Genomic DNA, 14,632 nt, shown 5'->3' on the forward strand with positions numbered 1-14,632 from the left:
CAAGGAGACCGGAGAATAACTGGTCTGCTTGGGCTATAGTATTATCTATTTCTACTACCTACCAAAGGCAAAATAAGGACTTAATTCATGTTGTTTTCCTTCTAACCATAACGAAAGCATATCCATACCGGTAACTGAAAAAGTTATGCCATTGCCTCCAAAGCCTAAAACGAAATAAGAATTTTTAAAATCACGGTGTTCTCCAATGTAGGGAAGTCCATCTTTCGTCGATCCAAAAGTACCTGCCCAAGTAAAATCTGTTCTGAATTCAAGATTTTGAAATACTTTGAGGAAGGATTTCTCCAATTTTTCTCCCTTTTTTGCTAGTAATTCATCGCGCTTAACAGGATTGTGAAATTCTTCATCTTCACCGCCAATTAAAAAGCGTCCGTCATCTGTGGTACGCATATATAAATAGGGATCACTCGTATTCCAAAGTAATAAATCGTCATAAGAGGCATACATCGACGGATTGATTTCAGAGACAATGGCATAGGTACTTAGCAAATTCACGAATTTCTCTTTTATCATATTTGCACTTTCAAATCCTACGCAATAAATTATTTTTTTTGCCTTTATTTTTCCTCCGGTCTGTAAACTGACATACTCTCCATCCTTTTTACTAATAACCCCTGTTAAATGAGTCTTGTCAAATACCTTTAATCCTCTTTGCACATTGAAGAATAATAATTCATGCGCTAGATTAAACGCATCTACACTAGCTCCTAAGTCTGATAAAATGCCACCATAGGCATAATTTAAGTGATAGGTTTTAGCTAATGTTTCTTCATCTATCCATTGAACTGCAAAACCAGCATTTTTTCGAGCATCATATTCTTTGCTTAACCACGCTAAATCGCTCTTCCGACTAGCAAAATAAAGAGATTGCTTTCGTTTAAATCCTGCTTGTGATTTAATTTGTTTACAAATTTTTTGAAGTTTCAATATTGATTCCCCACAGGCATGATAGCTCGCAATGGCTGCTTCCTTACCTATTAATTCTTGAAGTTCATAGAGTGGCACATCGACCTCGTATTGCAACATGGAGGTTGTCGCAGAGGAGCTTCCATTAACTACCTCACGCTTATCTATTAATACTGTATGATAACCATCTTCTACACATTGATGAGCCGCTAAACTCCCAGTTATTCCAGAGCCAACTACGAGTACATCGCAACTGATTTCGTCGTAAAGGGAAGGATATGATTCTATAAGTCCATTTTTAATTAACCAAAATGGTTCATTTGATTTTAAATCCATAAATTATATATAATATTCTTAATTCATACTAGTAGTGTTTAAATAGAATAATATATAATGTCAAGAAAATGTTTTTGAAGTTAAGCAATTTAATAAACTGAGGCCTTAGTTCAGCTGTTGATGCAGCGCATCTTCATCGAGTCCTTTTTCATATTTAGCAATAACAAAAGTAGCTGCCGCATTTCCGATGATATTTGTTAATGCCCTTGCCTCACTCATGAATCGATCAATACCTAAAATAAGGGCTACTGCCTCCACAGGTACATGACCTACGACGGGTAAAGTGGCCGCTAAGGTGACAAATCCACTACCAGTTACTCCTGCAGCGCCTTTGGAAGTTAGCAGCAATACAAGGATTAGGGTAATTTCTTGCTCAAAGCTCATGTGCATGTTCAATGCTTGAGCTATAAAAACGGCTGCCATAGTCAGGTAAATGCAAGTACCATCTAAATTAAAAGAATATCCTGTAGGGATCACTAATCCAACGATGGGCTTCGAGCAGCCTGCATGTTCCAATTTTTGCATCAGGCTTGGTAAAGCTGATTCAGAAGAGGATGTGCCTAGAACAATTAAAAGCTCCTCTTTGATATAAGCTAGCAATTTGAAAATGTTGATTCGCACATAAAAATATAGTACCGCCCCTATGACAACGATAATAAAAATAAAACAGGTTAGGTAAAAACTAATCATTAGCAATCCTAATGAGGATAAGGCTTCGATACCATATTTCCCAATCGTAAAGCCCATCGCCCCCATAGCACCTATCGGAGCCAAATACATAATCATTCGTATAATGGCGAAAAGACTCTTTAGGAATGAATTTAGGACATTCATAACTGGTTCTGCTGCCTTATCTCCTATTTTAGTTAATCCTATACCAAATAGTACTGCAAATAATAATACTTGCAATAGATTATCTGAGGCTACCGCAGCAATGACATTACTGGGAATGATACTCAGAATGAAATCCATAATGGTATGATGCTCTTCTGCTTTCTGAACATAATGACTGATTTCTGAAGAGTCTAAACTCGCTGGATCTATGTTCATTCCTGTTCCTGGTTCAATTAAATTCACAAACACTAATCCGATGATCAAGGCTATCGTGGTCATGATTTCAAAATATATTATAGCGCTTAAACCAATTTTTCCAACTTTTTTAATGTCTTGCATGCCTGCAATTCCGACGACTATGGAACTAAAAATCAATGGAGCGATCAGCATCTTGATCAATTTAATAAACCCATCTCCCAATGGTTTTAATTGAATAGCAAAATCAGGATAAAAGACACCACAAAAAATCCCAATAAGGATTCCTAAAATCACTTGAACATATAAACTGGAAAAAATGGATCTCATAGATTAAATTTAGTTATTGTGTGGCTAGGTAAGAATTTTTAGCGACAGCCCAAATTTAATCTAATCTGATAAAATCCACTAAAGAAATGAAAAATTGTTTGATTACTTAATAGAGTGATCTAAATGAGCAAGCATTATCTAGTATTGTTGAGACGATCTATATATTTAGAAAGTTGATCCCCAAGGATTCGTTCCCAACCTAATTCAAAATTATCTTGAGTAAAATGCTCTCCGGCATCTTTGAAGTTTTCTAGCCCTTCATGAGTCAGGTGTAGTGTTGTAGCACCTCGACGAGGAATCAAACGCCAAGTAATAATGGATGTCCCTGCACTTTGCTTCGGATGCCTCCAAGTAAATTTAAATAGTTCGACAGGAATTATTTCAATTACTTGGCATTGATAAAGGGTGTTTTGTTGTTGATTGTGTTTAAAAAATTCAAATTCACCCCCCACTTCTGTAGTGAAATTAGGAATCTCATAGAACCATTCTTTCATATTTTGCTTATTGGTCAATGCTTGCCATAATTTGGTTGCATTTATCGGATAAGTCCGCTCCACATGTATAGTTTCTGAATGCATATCTTCCTAATTAGTTTTCCTATTAAATATACTTATAATTACAATGCATTTCCTAAAAGATTGTTTACTAAAATGTAAAATATTTAAATCTTAATGTATTGATTATTACATATTTTAAACAAATAACAGTTGAGGGTTTATTTACGATACTTTTTACGGTTAAGGAACTCCAAAAATTCTATCTTTTGGCAATTATCATTTGCCTTCAATTTGAAAAAATAATTTTTAACGTCTAGACATAAAGTTTATTTAAATCCTTAAATCAGCGGATATATTCTCAAAAATAGCTTATGAATTACTCCCAGGTATAATGCTTTACTTTTCATAAAAACCTACGTATCTTTGTCAATAGATGGATGTGAACAATTTATTAAAACGAGCTCTAAACTTTGAATTCCTAAGTAAAGAGGAAGGTATATTTTTATATCATGAAGCAGCAACTGCCGATTTGGTATTTGTGGCTAATGAATTAAGAAAAATTCAAGTCCCACATGGTAAAGTGACTTGGCAAATTGACCGCAATGTCAATACCACCAATGTCTGTATTGCAAATTGTAAGTTTTGCAATTTCTTCCGTCGTCCTGGACATGAAGATAGTTATATTACTGATCTAGAAACTTATAAACAAAAAATAGAAGAAACATTTAAATTTGGTGGTGATCAATTGCTCTTACAAGGAGGTCATCATCCGGATCTTGGATTAGACTTCTATTGCAACCTATTTAAACAACTTAAGGAATTATATCCAACCTTAAAGCTACATTCCCTAGGGCCTCCTGAAATTGCCCATGTGTCAAAATTAGAAGGTATGAGTCATTTGGATGTGCTGACAGCAATGAAAGAGGCTGGACTTGATTCATTACCTGGTGCAGGCGCTGAAATATTAAATGATCGAGTTCGTCGTTTAATCTCAAAAGGTAAATGTGGCGGGCAAGAATGGTTGGATGTTATGCGTGCAGCGCATAAAATCAATCTTCCTACTTCGGCAACGATGATGTTTGGCCATATAGAAACCATAGAAGAACGATTTGAACACTTGGTTTGGATACGTGAAGTTCAATCTGAAAAACCAGCAGATCATTATGGTTTCGTCGCATTTATTCCATGGCCATTCCAAGACGATGGCACCTTGCTTAAAAGACTTCGTGGCATAACTAACAACGTGACTGCCGATGAATATATCCGAATGATTGCTTTGAGTCGCATAATGTTACCAAACATCAAAAATATTCAGGCTTCTTGGCTTACAGTTGGTAAACAAACAGCACAGATATGTTTGCATGCTGGAGCAAATGATTTTGGATCCATCATGATTGAAGAAAATGTGGTATCTGCAGCTGGTGCTCCGCATCGGTTTACATCCAAGTCTATTCAAGACGCTATTTCAGAAGCTGGATTTGAACCTCAGTTAAGAACACAAACCTACCAATTTCGTGAAATCCCTAGCCTCATGGAGGAACAGGTTATTAATTATTAATAAGTAGCATTGAAAGATATCATTCGTCATATAGAAGCGATTATTTATGCCTCCGCAGAGGGTATTAGCTTGAAAGATTTAAGAGAAGTTTTACAAGACAGCCTTGCTATAGAAATTCAGAAAAATGAATTGCAGGGCTTTATTGATAAAATAAAAGAAAAATATGATACCGATGATTTTGTCCTGCAATTGGTCAATATCAATGATCATTATCAGTTTTTAACTAAAGCGGCGTATCATCCTGCGATTAATCAATTGCAACAACATAAAGACAAGAAGAAATTAAGTCAGGCTGCATTAGAAACCTTAGCCATCATCGCTTATAGACAACCTATAACGAAACTAGAAATAGAACAAATTCGTGGCGTTAATTGCGATTATTCGATTCAAAGGCTTTTAGAAAAAGGAATGATTCAAATTACTGGAAAGGCCGACAGCCTAGGAAAACCTCTATTGTATGCCACAAGTACGCAGTTTATGCTGCATTTTGGACTGTCGAGCACGAAGGATCTTCCTCAACTCAAAGATATCGTTTCTGAAGAAAATACAATTGGAGAAATCATTGAATAAAATCACTAATTTATTTGCAATTTTCAAATATTAAAAATTTAAAAAAAATATTTAGCAATTGAATTTTCTTGTATAATTTTACATTACAAACATAATTTATTTCTATTATAACATGGCAAATATCCAAGAAATTGAAACTGATGTAATGGTTGATGAAAAAGTGCTCAACTTCAATGGTCCTGATGATGATACTGATGACGCATTTGAAGATGATGATAACTTTGGTCTCGATGAAATCGATTCTATAGGCGAATACGATGATTTTGACGATGAAGATGATGATTTTTAATTTTTTATTAAATCATACCTTCGCTTAGAATCATCTCTTAAAACGAATCATAAGTTCTTTTATGGAGGGGCATATAAACGTTTTAATCTTTTTTATAAGCTTGAATCCTATTCAAGCTTTTTTTGTGCACTAAAAACAGGAAAAGATATCCTTCTTTTTTATTCATAACATAAAAAGGGTCGTGTTTAACAACACGACCCTTTTTATGTTATAAGATATAAAGATTACTTATCGTCTTTACTTAACGAGTAAGGTAAATCACCCTTACTTACACCTCTTTGTTTATTAGGAGTTGCTCCCATATCAAATTGGATATTTGCACCTTTCACCATAGCACTATGACTTAAATAGTTTTTGGTAAAGCTTTTACCATTGAATTTGGCCGATTGAATATACCTGTTTTTATCGGAGTTATTCTTGGTTTCTAATGTTACTTTCTTACCATTACTTAAGTTTAAGGTTACTTTATCAAATATTGGAGAACCTATCACATATTCATCCGTTGCTGGAGTAACTGGATAAAATCCAAGAGCAGAAAAAACATACCAAGCTGAAGTTTGTCCGTTGTCCTCATCCCCACAATAACCATCAGGATTAGGTGAATACATACGATTCATCGTTTCTCTTACCCAATATTGCGTTTTCCAAGGTGCAGAAACATGATTATATAAATAAATCATGTGCTGAATAGGTTGGTTACCATGTGCATACTGCCCCATATTGGCAATTTGCATTTCACGGATTTCGTGAATTGGAAATCCATAATACCCATCATCAAATACTGGAGGTAGTGTAAATACAGAATCTAATTTGATTTCCATAGCGGCATGACCACCCATTAGTTTAGCTAATCCTTCAACATCTTGGAATACAGACCAGCTATAATGCCAGCTATTACCTTCGGTAAATGCATCTCCCCATTTGAAAGGATTAAATGGTTTCATAAATTGACCATCTTTGTTTTTACCTCGCATCAATCCTGTAGCAGGATCAAATAGCTTTTGGTAATTGTAAGAACGATTTTTATAAAAGCTTAAATCTTCAGTAGGCTTATTCAGTGATTTTGCCAATTGATAAATGGAAAAGTCATCATAAGCATATTCCAAAGATCTTGCTGCATTTTCATTTATTTTAACATCGTATGGTACATAACCCAACTCGTTGTAATATTCCGCTCCTGCTCTACCCACTGCCGTAATAGGACCAGCATTTTTAGAGCCCTTTTTCACTGCTTCGTATAAAACCTCAATATCTTTCGAGCGTACACCTTTAATCCAAGCATCCGACACTACAGAGGCCGAATTATTACCTACCATGATATTACGATAACCAGGACTTGCCCATTCAGGCAACCAGCCGCCTTCACGATACGCATTCGCCAACCCTTCTTGCATCTTTTCATTCATCTCCGGATACATTAGATTTAAGAATGGAAATAAACATCTGAAAGTATCCCAAAATCCGGTATCCGTAAACATATAGCCAGGAAGAACTTGACCATTGTAGGGCGAGTAATGTACTACTTCACCTTGGGCATTGATCTCATAAAACATCCTAGGGAATAATAAGGATCGGTATAAGCAAGAATAAAAAATTCTCATTTGATCAATTGTTCCACCCTCAATTTCAATTTTTCCTAATTCTTTATTCCAAATAGCTTCACCTTTGCTCACTTGTTGGTCGAAGGTTACGCCATCCAACTCTTTCAAGTTTAAATCTGCCTGTGCTCTATCGATAAATGAAGAAGCTACTTTTACTAAGATTTGTTCACCTGCTTTTGCAGTTTGAAATCCAACTATAGCGCCCACATGATCTGCTTTTACAACATATCTACCATCGGTTAGTACAGAATCTGCAAATGTTGAAACATTAGCAAATGGACGGTCAAATTGAAGAACAAAATAGTTTTTAAAGTTACTAGGTACTCCTCCACTGTTTTTGGTGGTATATCCAATGATTTTTTGCTCCTTCGGAAGAACCTCTACAAAAGAACCTTTATCAAATGCATCGATTAATACATAGGCTTTGTCGGTCTTTGGAAAAGTAAAGCGAAAATAGGAAGCTCGTTCGGTTGGTGTAACTTCAACTTTCGTATCGTAATCCGCTAAATAAACAGAATAATAATGTGGTTTTGCAATTTCTGCTTTGTGGGAAAAATAACTTGATCGTTTATCTTGATCAAAAGTTTTATTATCTACCATGGCCATAATAGAAAATTGACCATAATCATTCATCCAAGGAGAAGGCTGATGCGTTTGTTTGATTCCACGCAACTTTTCTTCGGTGTACGAGTACATCCAACCATCGCCCATCTTACCCGTTTGAGGACTCCAAAAATTCATCCCCCACGGTAATGCAATCGCCGGATAAGTATTTCCACTAGATAGAAAGTAAGTTGATTGAGTCCCAACTAAAGTACTTACCAGATCAATTGGCTTTTCTACCTTACCAATTTTCTGCGCATAGCTAGTAAATATACTTCCAGCAACCAAAATTGCTGTTGTAATAAATTTTAAGTTCATAGTTTACTAAATAGGTTATATCAATATTATATGAATTATAAATATATATATAAAATATTACACGAAGAATGCTAAAAGTATTTAGCTTATATTTGTAAGTACTATTTTACCATAATGTTCGGCTTTTTCAAAACTAAAATGAGCCTCTACTACATCCTCAAGTGCAAATATTTCACGGATAATTGGTTTGATTTTATTTTCTAATATTAAGGGTATCACTTCCAGTTCGATAGCCCTAGTAAGCAAAGCTTTAAATTGTAAATCTCTTGATCTTAATGTAGAACCTGTTATCAAAATTCTCTTTTGCATCATTTTAAATAGGTTTAACGCTACTTTACCCCCTTCTACGGCATTGATATGAATCAATCGGCCATCTTCATTCAAGATATTGATATGCTTATTAAAATACTCCCCAGCAATGCTATCCAACACTAGATCAATTTTATTCGATTTCCAGGCTATTTCAAAATCATCCTTTTTATAATCTAAAATATCATCTGCTCCTAAAGATCGAACCAATTCCATTTTCTCTGGACTTCCAACCGTAGTATATACCCTTGCTCCAAATTGTTTCGCCAATTGAATCGCTATGGTCCCAATACCGCCTGCACCGCCATGAATCAATACAGATTCTCCAGCTACTAATTGCCCCCTTTGAAAAAGATTATTCCAAACGGTGTATACATTCTCTGGTAAGGCCGCTGCCTCTATAAAACTTAAATTTGCTGGCTTTTGAATACAACAAACTTCTGCGGCACAAACCATTGTTGCATAACCTCCACCAGCGATAAGAGCCATTACCTCATCCCCTAATTGAAATTTTTGAACCTCATTGCCCAAAGCTACCACAACACCTGAAACCTCCAATCCTGGAATTGAGGCATCAACCTCAGCAGGTGCAGGATAATTTCCTTTGCGTTGAAATACATCCGGTCGATTAATCCCTGCTGCTTTCACTTCAATTAATACTTCAAATGGCTTAGGTACTGGAGTCGATCTATTTTCAATACGAAATACTTCTGGGCCTCCAAATTGCGTTATAATTGCGGCTTTCATCATCGTTTATTGGGGTAAGTCTGCAGGCGTAAATTTAAACTGAGCATCAGGTATCTTCCTAAACGATTATTTCTAGACTCTATAATATCATTTCCTATATACTCCGTAAAGACTCCTACGTTTTTATTTTGATCCAATAGATCATAACATTGCAACCTGAACATGGCCATATTATTTTTCAAAAAGTTGTATTCGATATAGGTGTTGATAATAGATGGACTCACATCTGTCAATTCACTCGCATATCCACGGTAAAACTTCTGCGACATCTCCGCGCCTAAGATGAGTCGCTCACTAATATATCCTTTGGAACCCAAACTTAATAAATACGAATGTGCTTCAATCTCATTGCGGTAAGGCAATTCATAAACAGCTTTATTCAGGAAGTAATTCGTATTGAATACCGATTCAAAATACTCGTTCCAAGTATATTTCAGCGTAACATTTTGATTAAATAACACTTGTTTCGTACTGCTTTTCAAGGTGTTAATAAAAGAAATATTGTTATAATAATCCACATTACCTGACAATTCCAATTGGAAATCATCATTAACAAATGGCGTATTGAAAAAATAATACCATTTGACATCATAATAACCATCAGTATTTTCAAAGGTGGTTTCTTGAATCGTTTCATTCGATACCGCACGCTTTGAAGTCACGATTTTATTATTGATAAATGTATAAGCCAAATTCGTTTGAAAATATTGCGCTCTATTAGGGACTAATTTCCTAAACAATAAGGAAATTCGATTATTAAATTCTGCTTTTAAATATGGGTTACCGACAACAATATCCCTGGATTTTGAATTATCCCTTATGGGGATAATATGGTAGAAATTAGGCTGCGAATTACGGCCTAAATAATTCACCTCCATATCCAAATCCTTATTCAGCCTATACTTCAAATTGACAGAAGGCACTAGATTCACATTGTTATACGTATACTGTATAGAATCCCCCTTTACACTGCCAGATAAATTAATTGGCTGAACGGTTAATCCCATATTGACCCGAAACAAATCATTTGGTTCATACTGATAATTAAGTCCAGTTTTATTACTTCGGAATTGGTAGGAATAATTTACACCCAAAGAATCTATTGGTCCTTCATCCAATCGAAAAGGATCCCTTACCATCCGAACCGCCGAAATGTTGGTGATATCAAAATCATATAATATTTCCAATAGACTATGTTTCAAAAATGGCTCCACATAAGACATTGAAGCTTTATAAGCGCTCATTTCATTTCTAGTATCCAACAATTGTCGTTGATTAAACACATTCACTAGGGGATTCAATCCAGTCGAATCATAAATCAAAAAGTTCTCCGTTACACTTTCATCCTTACCCATCGATTGGAAATTGAATTTCATCTCTCCTATTAACTTACGACCGGGCTTTTGAAAATATTTGGAATACAACACAGTCATTTCCGCATTCGGTGTATTAACTACCGAAGTATCCAAATTATTTCCAAATTCTTGAATTCTATAGTTTCTTAGATTTGTTGACTTTAAATTGTAATTTATAAAATTATTATACGTCAGCGTTGGTACGATCTTCAGTATATCTTGATTTTTAAATTTCGAATTAATCTCAAAATTCAATTTATGAGAATTATCATGAGACTTTCGGAGGAAATCTTCGGATTTACGAATTTTATACCCCAAATAAGACGAGGTTAACAAGGAATTACCTTCTGTTGTATTTTGTTTGCTCTGATAAGTATAGCCTCCGCTTATGGTAATAAACCTGCCTATACTGTCTGAGAAACTAATTCCTAAAGAGGATAATTTATTTAAGCCATCGGATTGATCGGAAAAATCACCAATATCTCCTATAGCCGAGTTTCTCCCCCCTGTACCGTTGGGAGAACCAAAGGTAAATAAACTCGTATTGGTATTGTTCACAGAGGCTATAATGGACATCTCTTGCCCATTATTAAATTTATTAACCCCCAAGCTGCCCAGATACCGATCTCTTGTGCCTGAGCCTATAGTGGCTTGTCCAAAAGTTATTTCTTTTCTATTATCTTCTAAGATGATATTGATTATCTTTTCTGGTTCGGTATTCTTTATCCCCTTCTCTTCCGAAACATCACCATAGTAATCAATTACTTCAATTTTTTTAACAAAATCAGCGGGTAAATTGCGCGTGGCAGTCAATAAATCACCGTTAAAAAACTTTTTACTATCTACTTGCACACCTGCAATCACTTGACCATTATAATAAGTCGTGCCATCGCGTAGTATCCGGAAACCAGGTAAATTCTTGAGCGCTTGTTCTAACATGGCATTTTTCTCATAATTAAATGCCTTCATGTTATAAATAGTGGTATCTCCTTTTTGGATGATTGGTATAATCTTCAATATTCGGACTTCAGGAATTAAATGGGTATGAGGAAGTAATTTTACGCGAGGAACATACACATGATCTGTCAATAGATTTATGGTAATCAGTTTATTAATAATCTGATAGCCTAGCATACTGTAGGTAACACTTACATTACGACTTTTAATTTTGGATAAGGTATAAAATCCATGTTCATTCGTAAGTACCGAAACTGTATCTAAAGAACTGACTAAGCGAACAGAAGCCCCTTTCAATCCAACACCCAATGAGTCTACTACAATCCCTTCAATCCTATTTAATTTTTGGGCATAAACTTGCCCATAACCAATAGTGGTTAATATTAAAATTAGCAAACAAGGGTAGACGTATCGCACCTAAAATTTAATTTACCTGTTTATTTAAACTCATATTAAATTACAATAACTGAAATTTAACATTAAAACGTTTAAACTAAAAATAATTGTATAAAAAAAACGGGCTAAATTTAATCTTTAGCCCGTTTTTTATGATTCAAGAGAAATTATTACTCTCCAGCAAATTTTACTTTCACTAAGTGACGGTCAATTTCCCATTTTCCTGTTCCTTCTTCTCCAATAACATCAAACAATTCTAAGATGCGACGGCATACATATTCCTCTTCTACTTGTTCCGCTAAGAACCATTGTAAGAAGTTAAAAGTTACAAAATCTTTATTCGCCATACAACGATCAGCGATTTTGTTGAACTGCTCGGTAACAAACATTTCTTGCGCTAAAGCTTGTTCAAAAACGCCTCTGAAGGATTCAAAATCCACAGGCACATTGGAAACTTCAGGAGAAATAGAACGACCACCGCGCGCTGAAATATAGTTGAAGATTTTCAACATATGAGCTCTTTCTTCATCCGATTGCTTTGCAAAGAAATCTGCCGCATTATCCAAACCTTGGTCATCACACCATGCAGACATCGCTAAATAGATTGCTGATGAATGTGCTTCAACTTTAACTTGGGCATTTAATATATTTTCAATTTCTTCTGAAATTGATGTTTTTAATTTTAATAGATCTTTCATGTTATTGCTTATTTATGATAATACCATTAACAGGATATCTTCTTCGTTTCCTGTAATACAAAGGTACATTAAAATTTATTGGAATAAATGAATTAATTGCTATACGAATTCAGTCTAAATTAGGAAATAACTTTATAAACTATTTAGAATCAGTATAATTACAAAAAAGGGTTAACAAGCTAACAAGTAGTTGGATTTTAGGCACGCTTGCACTTGGCTATTCAATTCAATCATGAATTTTGCCCCAGCCAATACTTCTCTTAATTTCAAAATATCTTCAACTGTTAACAAAAAAATGCTTTCCGAGCGAAAAGGCATAATAATTTCAAAATCAAAAGTCCTATCTGAATTAATCAACATTTGCTCAATATCAATCGCGTCAATTCTCTTTTTGAACAAGAAGAAATCACGTAATTTAAATGAACTGGTAATACCTTTAAATTCCAACCAATAACAGTTTTTTCTACTGCATTGATATACAGCACCAGCTTCATTCAAAAACACTTCATCAAAACTTGCTAATGGACAAATCATCGGGTCTTCTTTTAATTTGGAACAAATCTAAATATTGTTAAGAATTAATCCAAATAAAAAACATCAATATTTTAATAAAATTACAAGCGCATGTGCTTCCTAATCCAAAATTACCTTTAAAAAAAAAAGGTACCCAGATGGAGTACCTTTTCAGTATAATTTTTCAGAGGTCTAAAACTCATCCTCTTGATTTAATATTTCTTTATGATGACTAATTGGTTCTCGTGTCTTTGTTTTGTGTTTATTAATTTGTCTACGGATGGATTCAATAGCTAAATCTGTAGCTTCTTCAAAGCTTTTGGCCTGTGCTTTCGCAAATAATTGATTTCCTGGAACATTAAATTTTAATTCTACTACCTTGTTGGACTCATCTTCTACATTTTCTAACCTCAAATAACATACGCCTTCAATAATGTTGTCTAAAAACTGATTTAATTTTTCAGTTCTTTTTTTAATGAACTCGATTAATTTGCGGTCAGCAGTAAATTTAATTGATTGCACTGTAATGTTCATTTTTCCTCCTTTTTTAAGCCTTTGGATGGGCTTGTTTATAAATAGATTTCAATCGCTCCGCTGAATTATGGGTATACACTTGGGTAGCCGCTAATCCAGCATGTCCTAATAATTCTTTAATTGCATTTAAATCCGCTCCATTGTCCAATAATGATGTTGCAAATGTGTGCCTCAGCACATGTGGACTACGTTTTTTTTGCGAGGTAATCATGCTTAAATATTTCTCGACTATCCGTGCTATTAATTTTGGATAGGCAGGTTTCCCTTCTTTGGTAACGACCAAATAAGGGGAAATGTTTTGAAATTGTTGTTCTTTTTTTTGATTGATATATTTTTTAAGTTCTTCAACTAAGGTTATATGAATTGGCACAAAACGTTCTTTGTTGCGTTTACCGAATATAAGTATTTTTTTATTATAAAAATCAATATCTATTTCTCTTATTTTTAACAATTCCGCCAATCGAACTCCAGTACCAAATAGCAACTCTATGACAACAAAGTCCCTCATGTCTTCAAAACTTTCCAATTGCTGATCCATTTGTTCTAACAATTGAACGAGTTTTTCTTTTTCAACTACCACAGGCAATTTTTTCGGAGTTTTCATCGCTTTAATGAGCGATACTGGATTCTCCTGCAACAGTCCTTCGCGCAATAAGAATTTATAAAATGATTTAATAGATGATATGCATCGGTTTACTGACCTTGAAGACATACCTTGTTCTTTTAAGCTGGCAAAAAAATACCTAAGAAATTTATAATCTATTGTAGAAAATTCCATGTGTTCAGCCTCTGAAAACAAAAGCAAACTATCGATATCTTTCTCATACGCTAATAAGGTATGATTAGAATACCGCTTTTCAAACTTCAAATAAGAAATAAATCGCTCCTTAAACATCGTATCTGCTATTCATATCACTTTATGTAAGTATAAGCATTATTACTGATAAATAAAATGATCTTAAGCACAATTAAAGGGATAATTTACCTACAATTGATATTCTTATGGGCGCTATCTTTCCTGCAATTTTAAGCATGCATTCCTCGTTTCTTTAACTAGGCAACATCATC

General features: G+C 34.6%; 13 protein-coding genes. 3 read left to right on the forward strand and 10 right to left on the reverse strand.

Annotated features, from left to right (window positions below; translation table 11 throughout):
* Positions 1–54: 54 nt before the first annotated feature.
* From ACFRAE_RS04560 to ACFRAE_RS04570, 3 genes are all read right to left on the reverse strand, one after another.
* Positions 55–1,260 carry an NAD(P)/FAD-dependent oxidoreductase gene (locus ACFRAE_RS04560; RefSeq protein ID WP_422795940.1) on the reverse strand — a complete coding sequence of 402 codons (1,206 nt, stop codon included), beginning with the start codon at positions 1,258–1,260 and terminating at the stop codon, positions 55–57.
* A gap of 105 nt (positions 1,261–1,365) precedes the next feature.
* On the reverse strand, positions 1,366–2,619 hold the full coding sequence (gene dctA / locus ACFRAE_RS04565) for a C4-dicarboxylate transporter DctA (RefSeq protein WP_422795941.1): 1,254 nt from the start codon (positions 2,617–2,619) through the stop codon (positions 1,366–1,368).
* 134 nt (positions 2,620–2,753) lie between these two features.
* Complete coding sequence (locus ACFRAE_RS04570) at positions 2,754–3,197, reverse strand: SRPBCC family protein (RefSeq protein ID WP_422795942.1); 444 nt, start codon at positions 3,195–3,197, stop codon at positions 2,754–2,756.
* 352 nt (positions 3,198–3,549) lie between these two features.
* On the opposite strand from ACFRAE_RS04570, the gene ACFRAE_RS04575 reads away from it, so the two are divergent.
* The 3 genes from ACFRAE_RS04575 (at position 3,550) to ACFRAE_RS04585 (ending at position 5,533) form a co-directional block, all read left to right on the forward strand.
* The gene (locus tag ACFRAE_RS04575; RefSeq protein WP_422795943.1) at positions 3,550–4,674 is read left to right on the forward strand and encodes a CofH family radical SAM protein; all 1,125 of its coding nucleotides are present in this window, start codon (positions 3,550–3,552) and stop codon (positions 4,672–4,674) included.
* Positions 4,675–4,683: 9 nt separating this feature from the next.
* A complete protein-coding gene (scpB, locus tag ACFRAE_RS04580) occupies positions 4,684–5,244 on the forward strand; it encodes an SMC-Scp complex subunit ScpB (RefSeq protein WP_422795944.1) in 561 nt (186 codons plus the stop codon).
* Between the two features lie 112 nt (positions 5,245–5,356).
* Positions 5,357–5,533, forward strand: a complete 177-nt coding sequence (locus ACFRAE_RS04585; RefSeq protein WP_422795945.1) for a hypothetical protein — start codon at positions 5,357–5,359, stop codon at positions 5,531–5,533.
* Positions 5,534–5,757: 224 nt separating this feature from the next.
* On the opposite strand, the gene ACFRAE_RS04590 is transcribed toward ACFRAE_RS04585, so the two are convergent.
* The 7 genes from ACFRAE_RS04590 to ACFRAE_RS04620 form a co-directional block, all read right to left on the reverse strand.
* Complete coding sequence (locus tag ACFRAE_RS04590) at positions 5,758–8,055, reverse strand: GH92 family glycosyl hydrolase (RefSeq protein WP_422795946.1); 2,298 nt, start codon at positions 8,053–8,055, stop codon at positions 5,758–5,760.
* 81 nt (positions 8,056–8,136) lie between these two features.
* Positions 8,137–9,114 (reverse strand): NAD(P)H-quinone oxidoreductase, encoded by a 978-nt coding sequence (locus ACFRAE_RS04595; protein WP_422795947.1) that lies wholly within the window; start codon positions 9,112–9,114, stop codon positions 8,137–8,139.
* On the reverse strand, positions 9,111–11,819 hold the full coding sequence (locus ACFRAE_RS04600; RefSeq protein ID WP_422795948.1) for a TonB-dependent receptor: 2,709 nt from the start codon (positions 11,817–11,819) through the stop codon (positions 9,111–9,113). The genes ACFRAE_RS04595 and ACFRAE_RS04600 overlap by 4 nt, the downstream gene beginning before the upstream one ends.
* A gap of 170 nt (positions 11,820–11,989) precedes the next feature.
* Positions 11,990–12,517 carry a ferritin gene (locus ACFRAE_RS04605; protein WP_422795949.1) on the reverse strand — a complete coding sequence of 176 codons (528 nt, stop codon included), beginning with the start codon at positions 12,515–12,517 and terminating at the stop codon, positions 11,990–11,992.
* Positions 12,518–12,688: 171 nt separating this feature from the next.
* Positions 12,689–13,051, reverse strand: a complete 363-nt coding sequence (locus ACFRAE_RS04610) for a hypothetical protein (protein ID WP_422795950.1) — start codon at positions 13,049–13,051, stop codon at positions 12,689–12,691.
* A gap of 171 nt (positions 13,052–13,222) precedes the next feature.
* The gene (gene hpf / locus ACFRAE_RS04615) at positions 13,223–13,564 is read right to left on the reverse strand and encodes a ribosome hibernation-promoting factor, HPF/YfiA family (RefSeq protein ID WP_422795951.1); all 342 of its coding nucleotides are present in this window, start codon (positions 13,562–13,564) and stop codon (positions 13,223–13,225) included.
* 13 nt (positions 13,565–13,577) lie between these two features.
* The gene (locus tag ACFRAE_RS04620; protein WP_422795952.1) at positions 13,578–14,459 is read right to left on the reverse strand and encodes a tyrosine-type recombinase/integrase; all 882 of its coding nucleotides are present in this window, start codon (positions 14,457–14,459) and stop codon (positions 13,578–13,580) included.
* Between the last annotated feature and the right edge of the window lie 173 nt (positions 14,460–14,632).

Source organism: Sphingobacterium sp. HJSM2_6 (assembly GCF_049316305.1).
Classification (GTDB): Bacteria; Bacteroidota; Bacteroidia; order Sphingobacteriales; family Sphingobacteriaceae; genus Sphingobacterium.

What these genes read in the sequence shown, in the direction of transcription:
- ACFRAE_RS04560 (WP_422795940.1), bottom strand. Translation starts at nt 1,260, where the DNA reads ATGGATTTAAAATCAAATGAACCATTTTGGTTAATTAAAAATGGACTT.
- dctA (WP_422795941.1), bottom strand. Translation starts at nt 2,619, where the DNA reads ATGAGATCCATTTTTTCCAGTTTATATGTTCAAGTGATTTTAGGAATC.
- ACFRAE_RS04570 (WP_422795942.1), bottom strand. Translation starts at nt 3,197, where the DNA reads ATGCATTCAGAAACTATACATGTGGAGCGGACTTATCCGATAAATGCA.
- ACFRAE_RS04575 (WP_422795943.1), top strand. Translation starts at nt 3,550, where the DNA reads ATGGATGTGAACAATTTATTAAAACGAGCTCTAAACTTTGAATTCCTA.
- ACFRAE_RS04585 (WP_422795945.1), top strand. Translation starts at nt 5,357, where the DNA reads ATGGCAAATATCCAAGAAATTGAAACTGATGTAATGGTTGATGAAAAA.
- ACFRAE_RS04590 (WP_422795946.1), bottom strand. Translation starts at nt 8,055, where the DNA reads ATGAACTTAAAATTTATTACAACAGCAATTTTGGTTGCTGGAAGTATA.
- ACFRAE_RS04595 (WP_422795947.1), bottom strand. Translation starts at nt 9,114, where the DNA reads ATGATGAAAGCCGCAATTATAACGCAATTTGGAGGCCCAGAAGTATTT.
- ACFRAE_RS04605 (WP_422795949.1), bottom strand. Translation starts at nt 12,517, where the DNA reads ATGAAAGATCTATTAAAATTAAAAACATCAATTTCAGAAGAAATTGAA.
- ACFRAE_RS04610 (WP_422795950.1), bottom strand. Translation starts at nt 13,051, where the DNA reads ATGATTTGTCCATTAGCAAGTTTTGATGAAGTGTTTTTGAATGAAGCT.
- hpf (WP_422795951.1), bottom strand. Translation starts at nt 13,564, where the DNA reads ATGAACATTACAGTGCAATCAATTAAATTTACTGCTGACCGCAAATTA.
- ACFRAE_RS04620 (WP_422795952.1), bottom strand. Translation starts at nt 14,459, where the DNA reads ATGTTTAAGGAGCGATTTATTTCTTATTTGAAGTTTGAAAAGCGGTAT.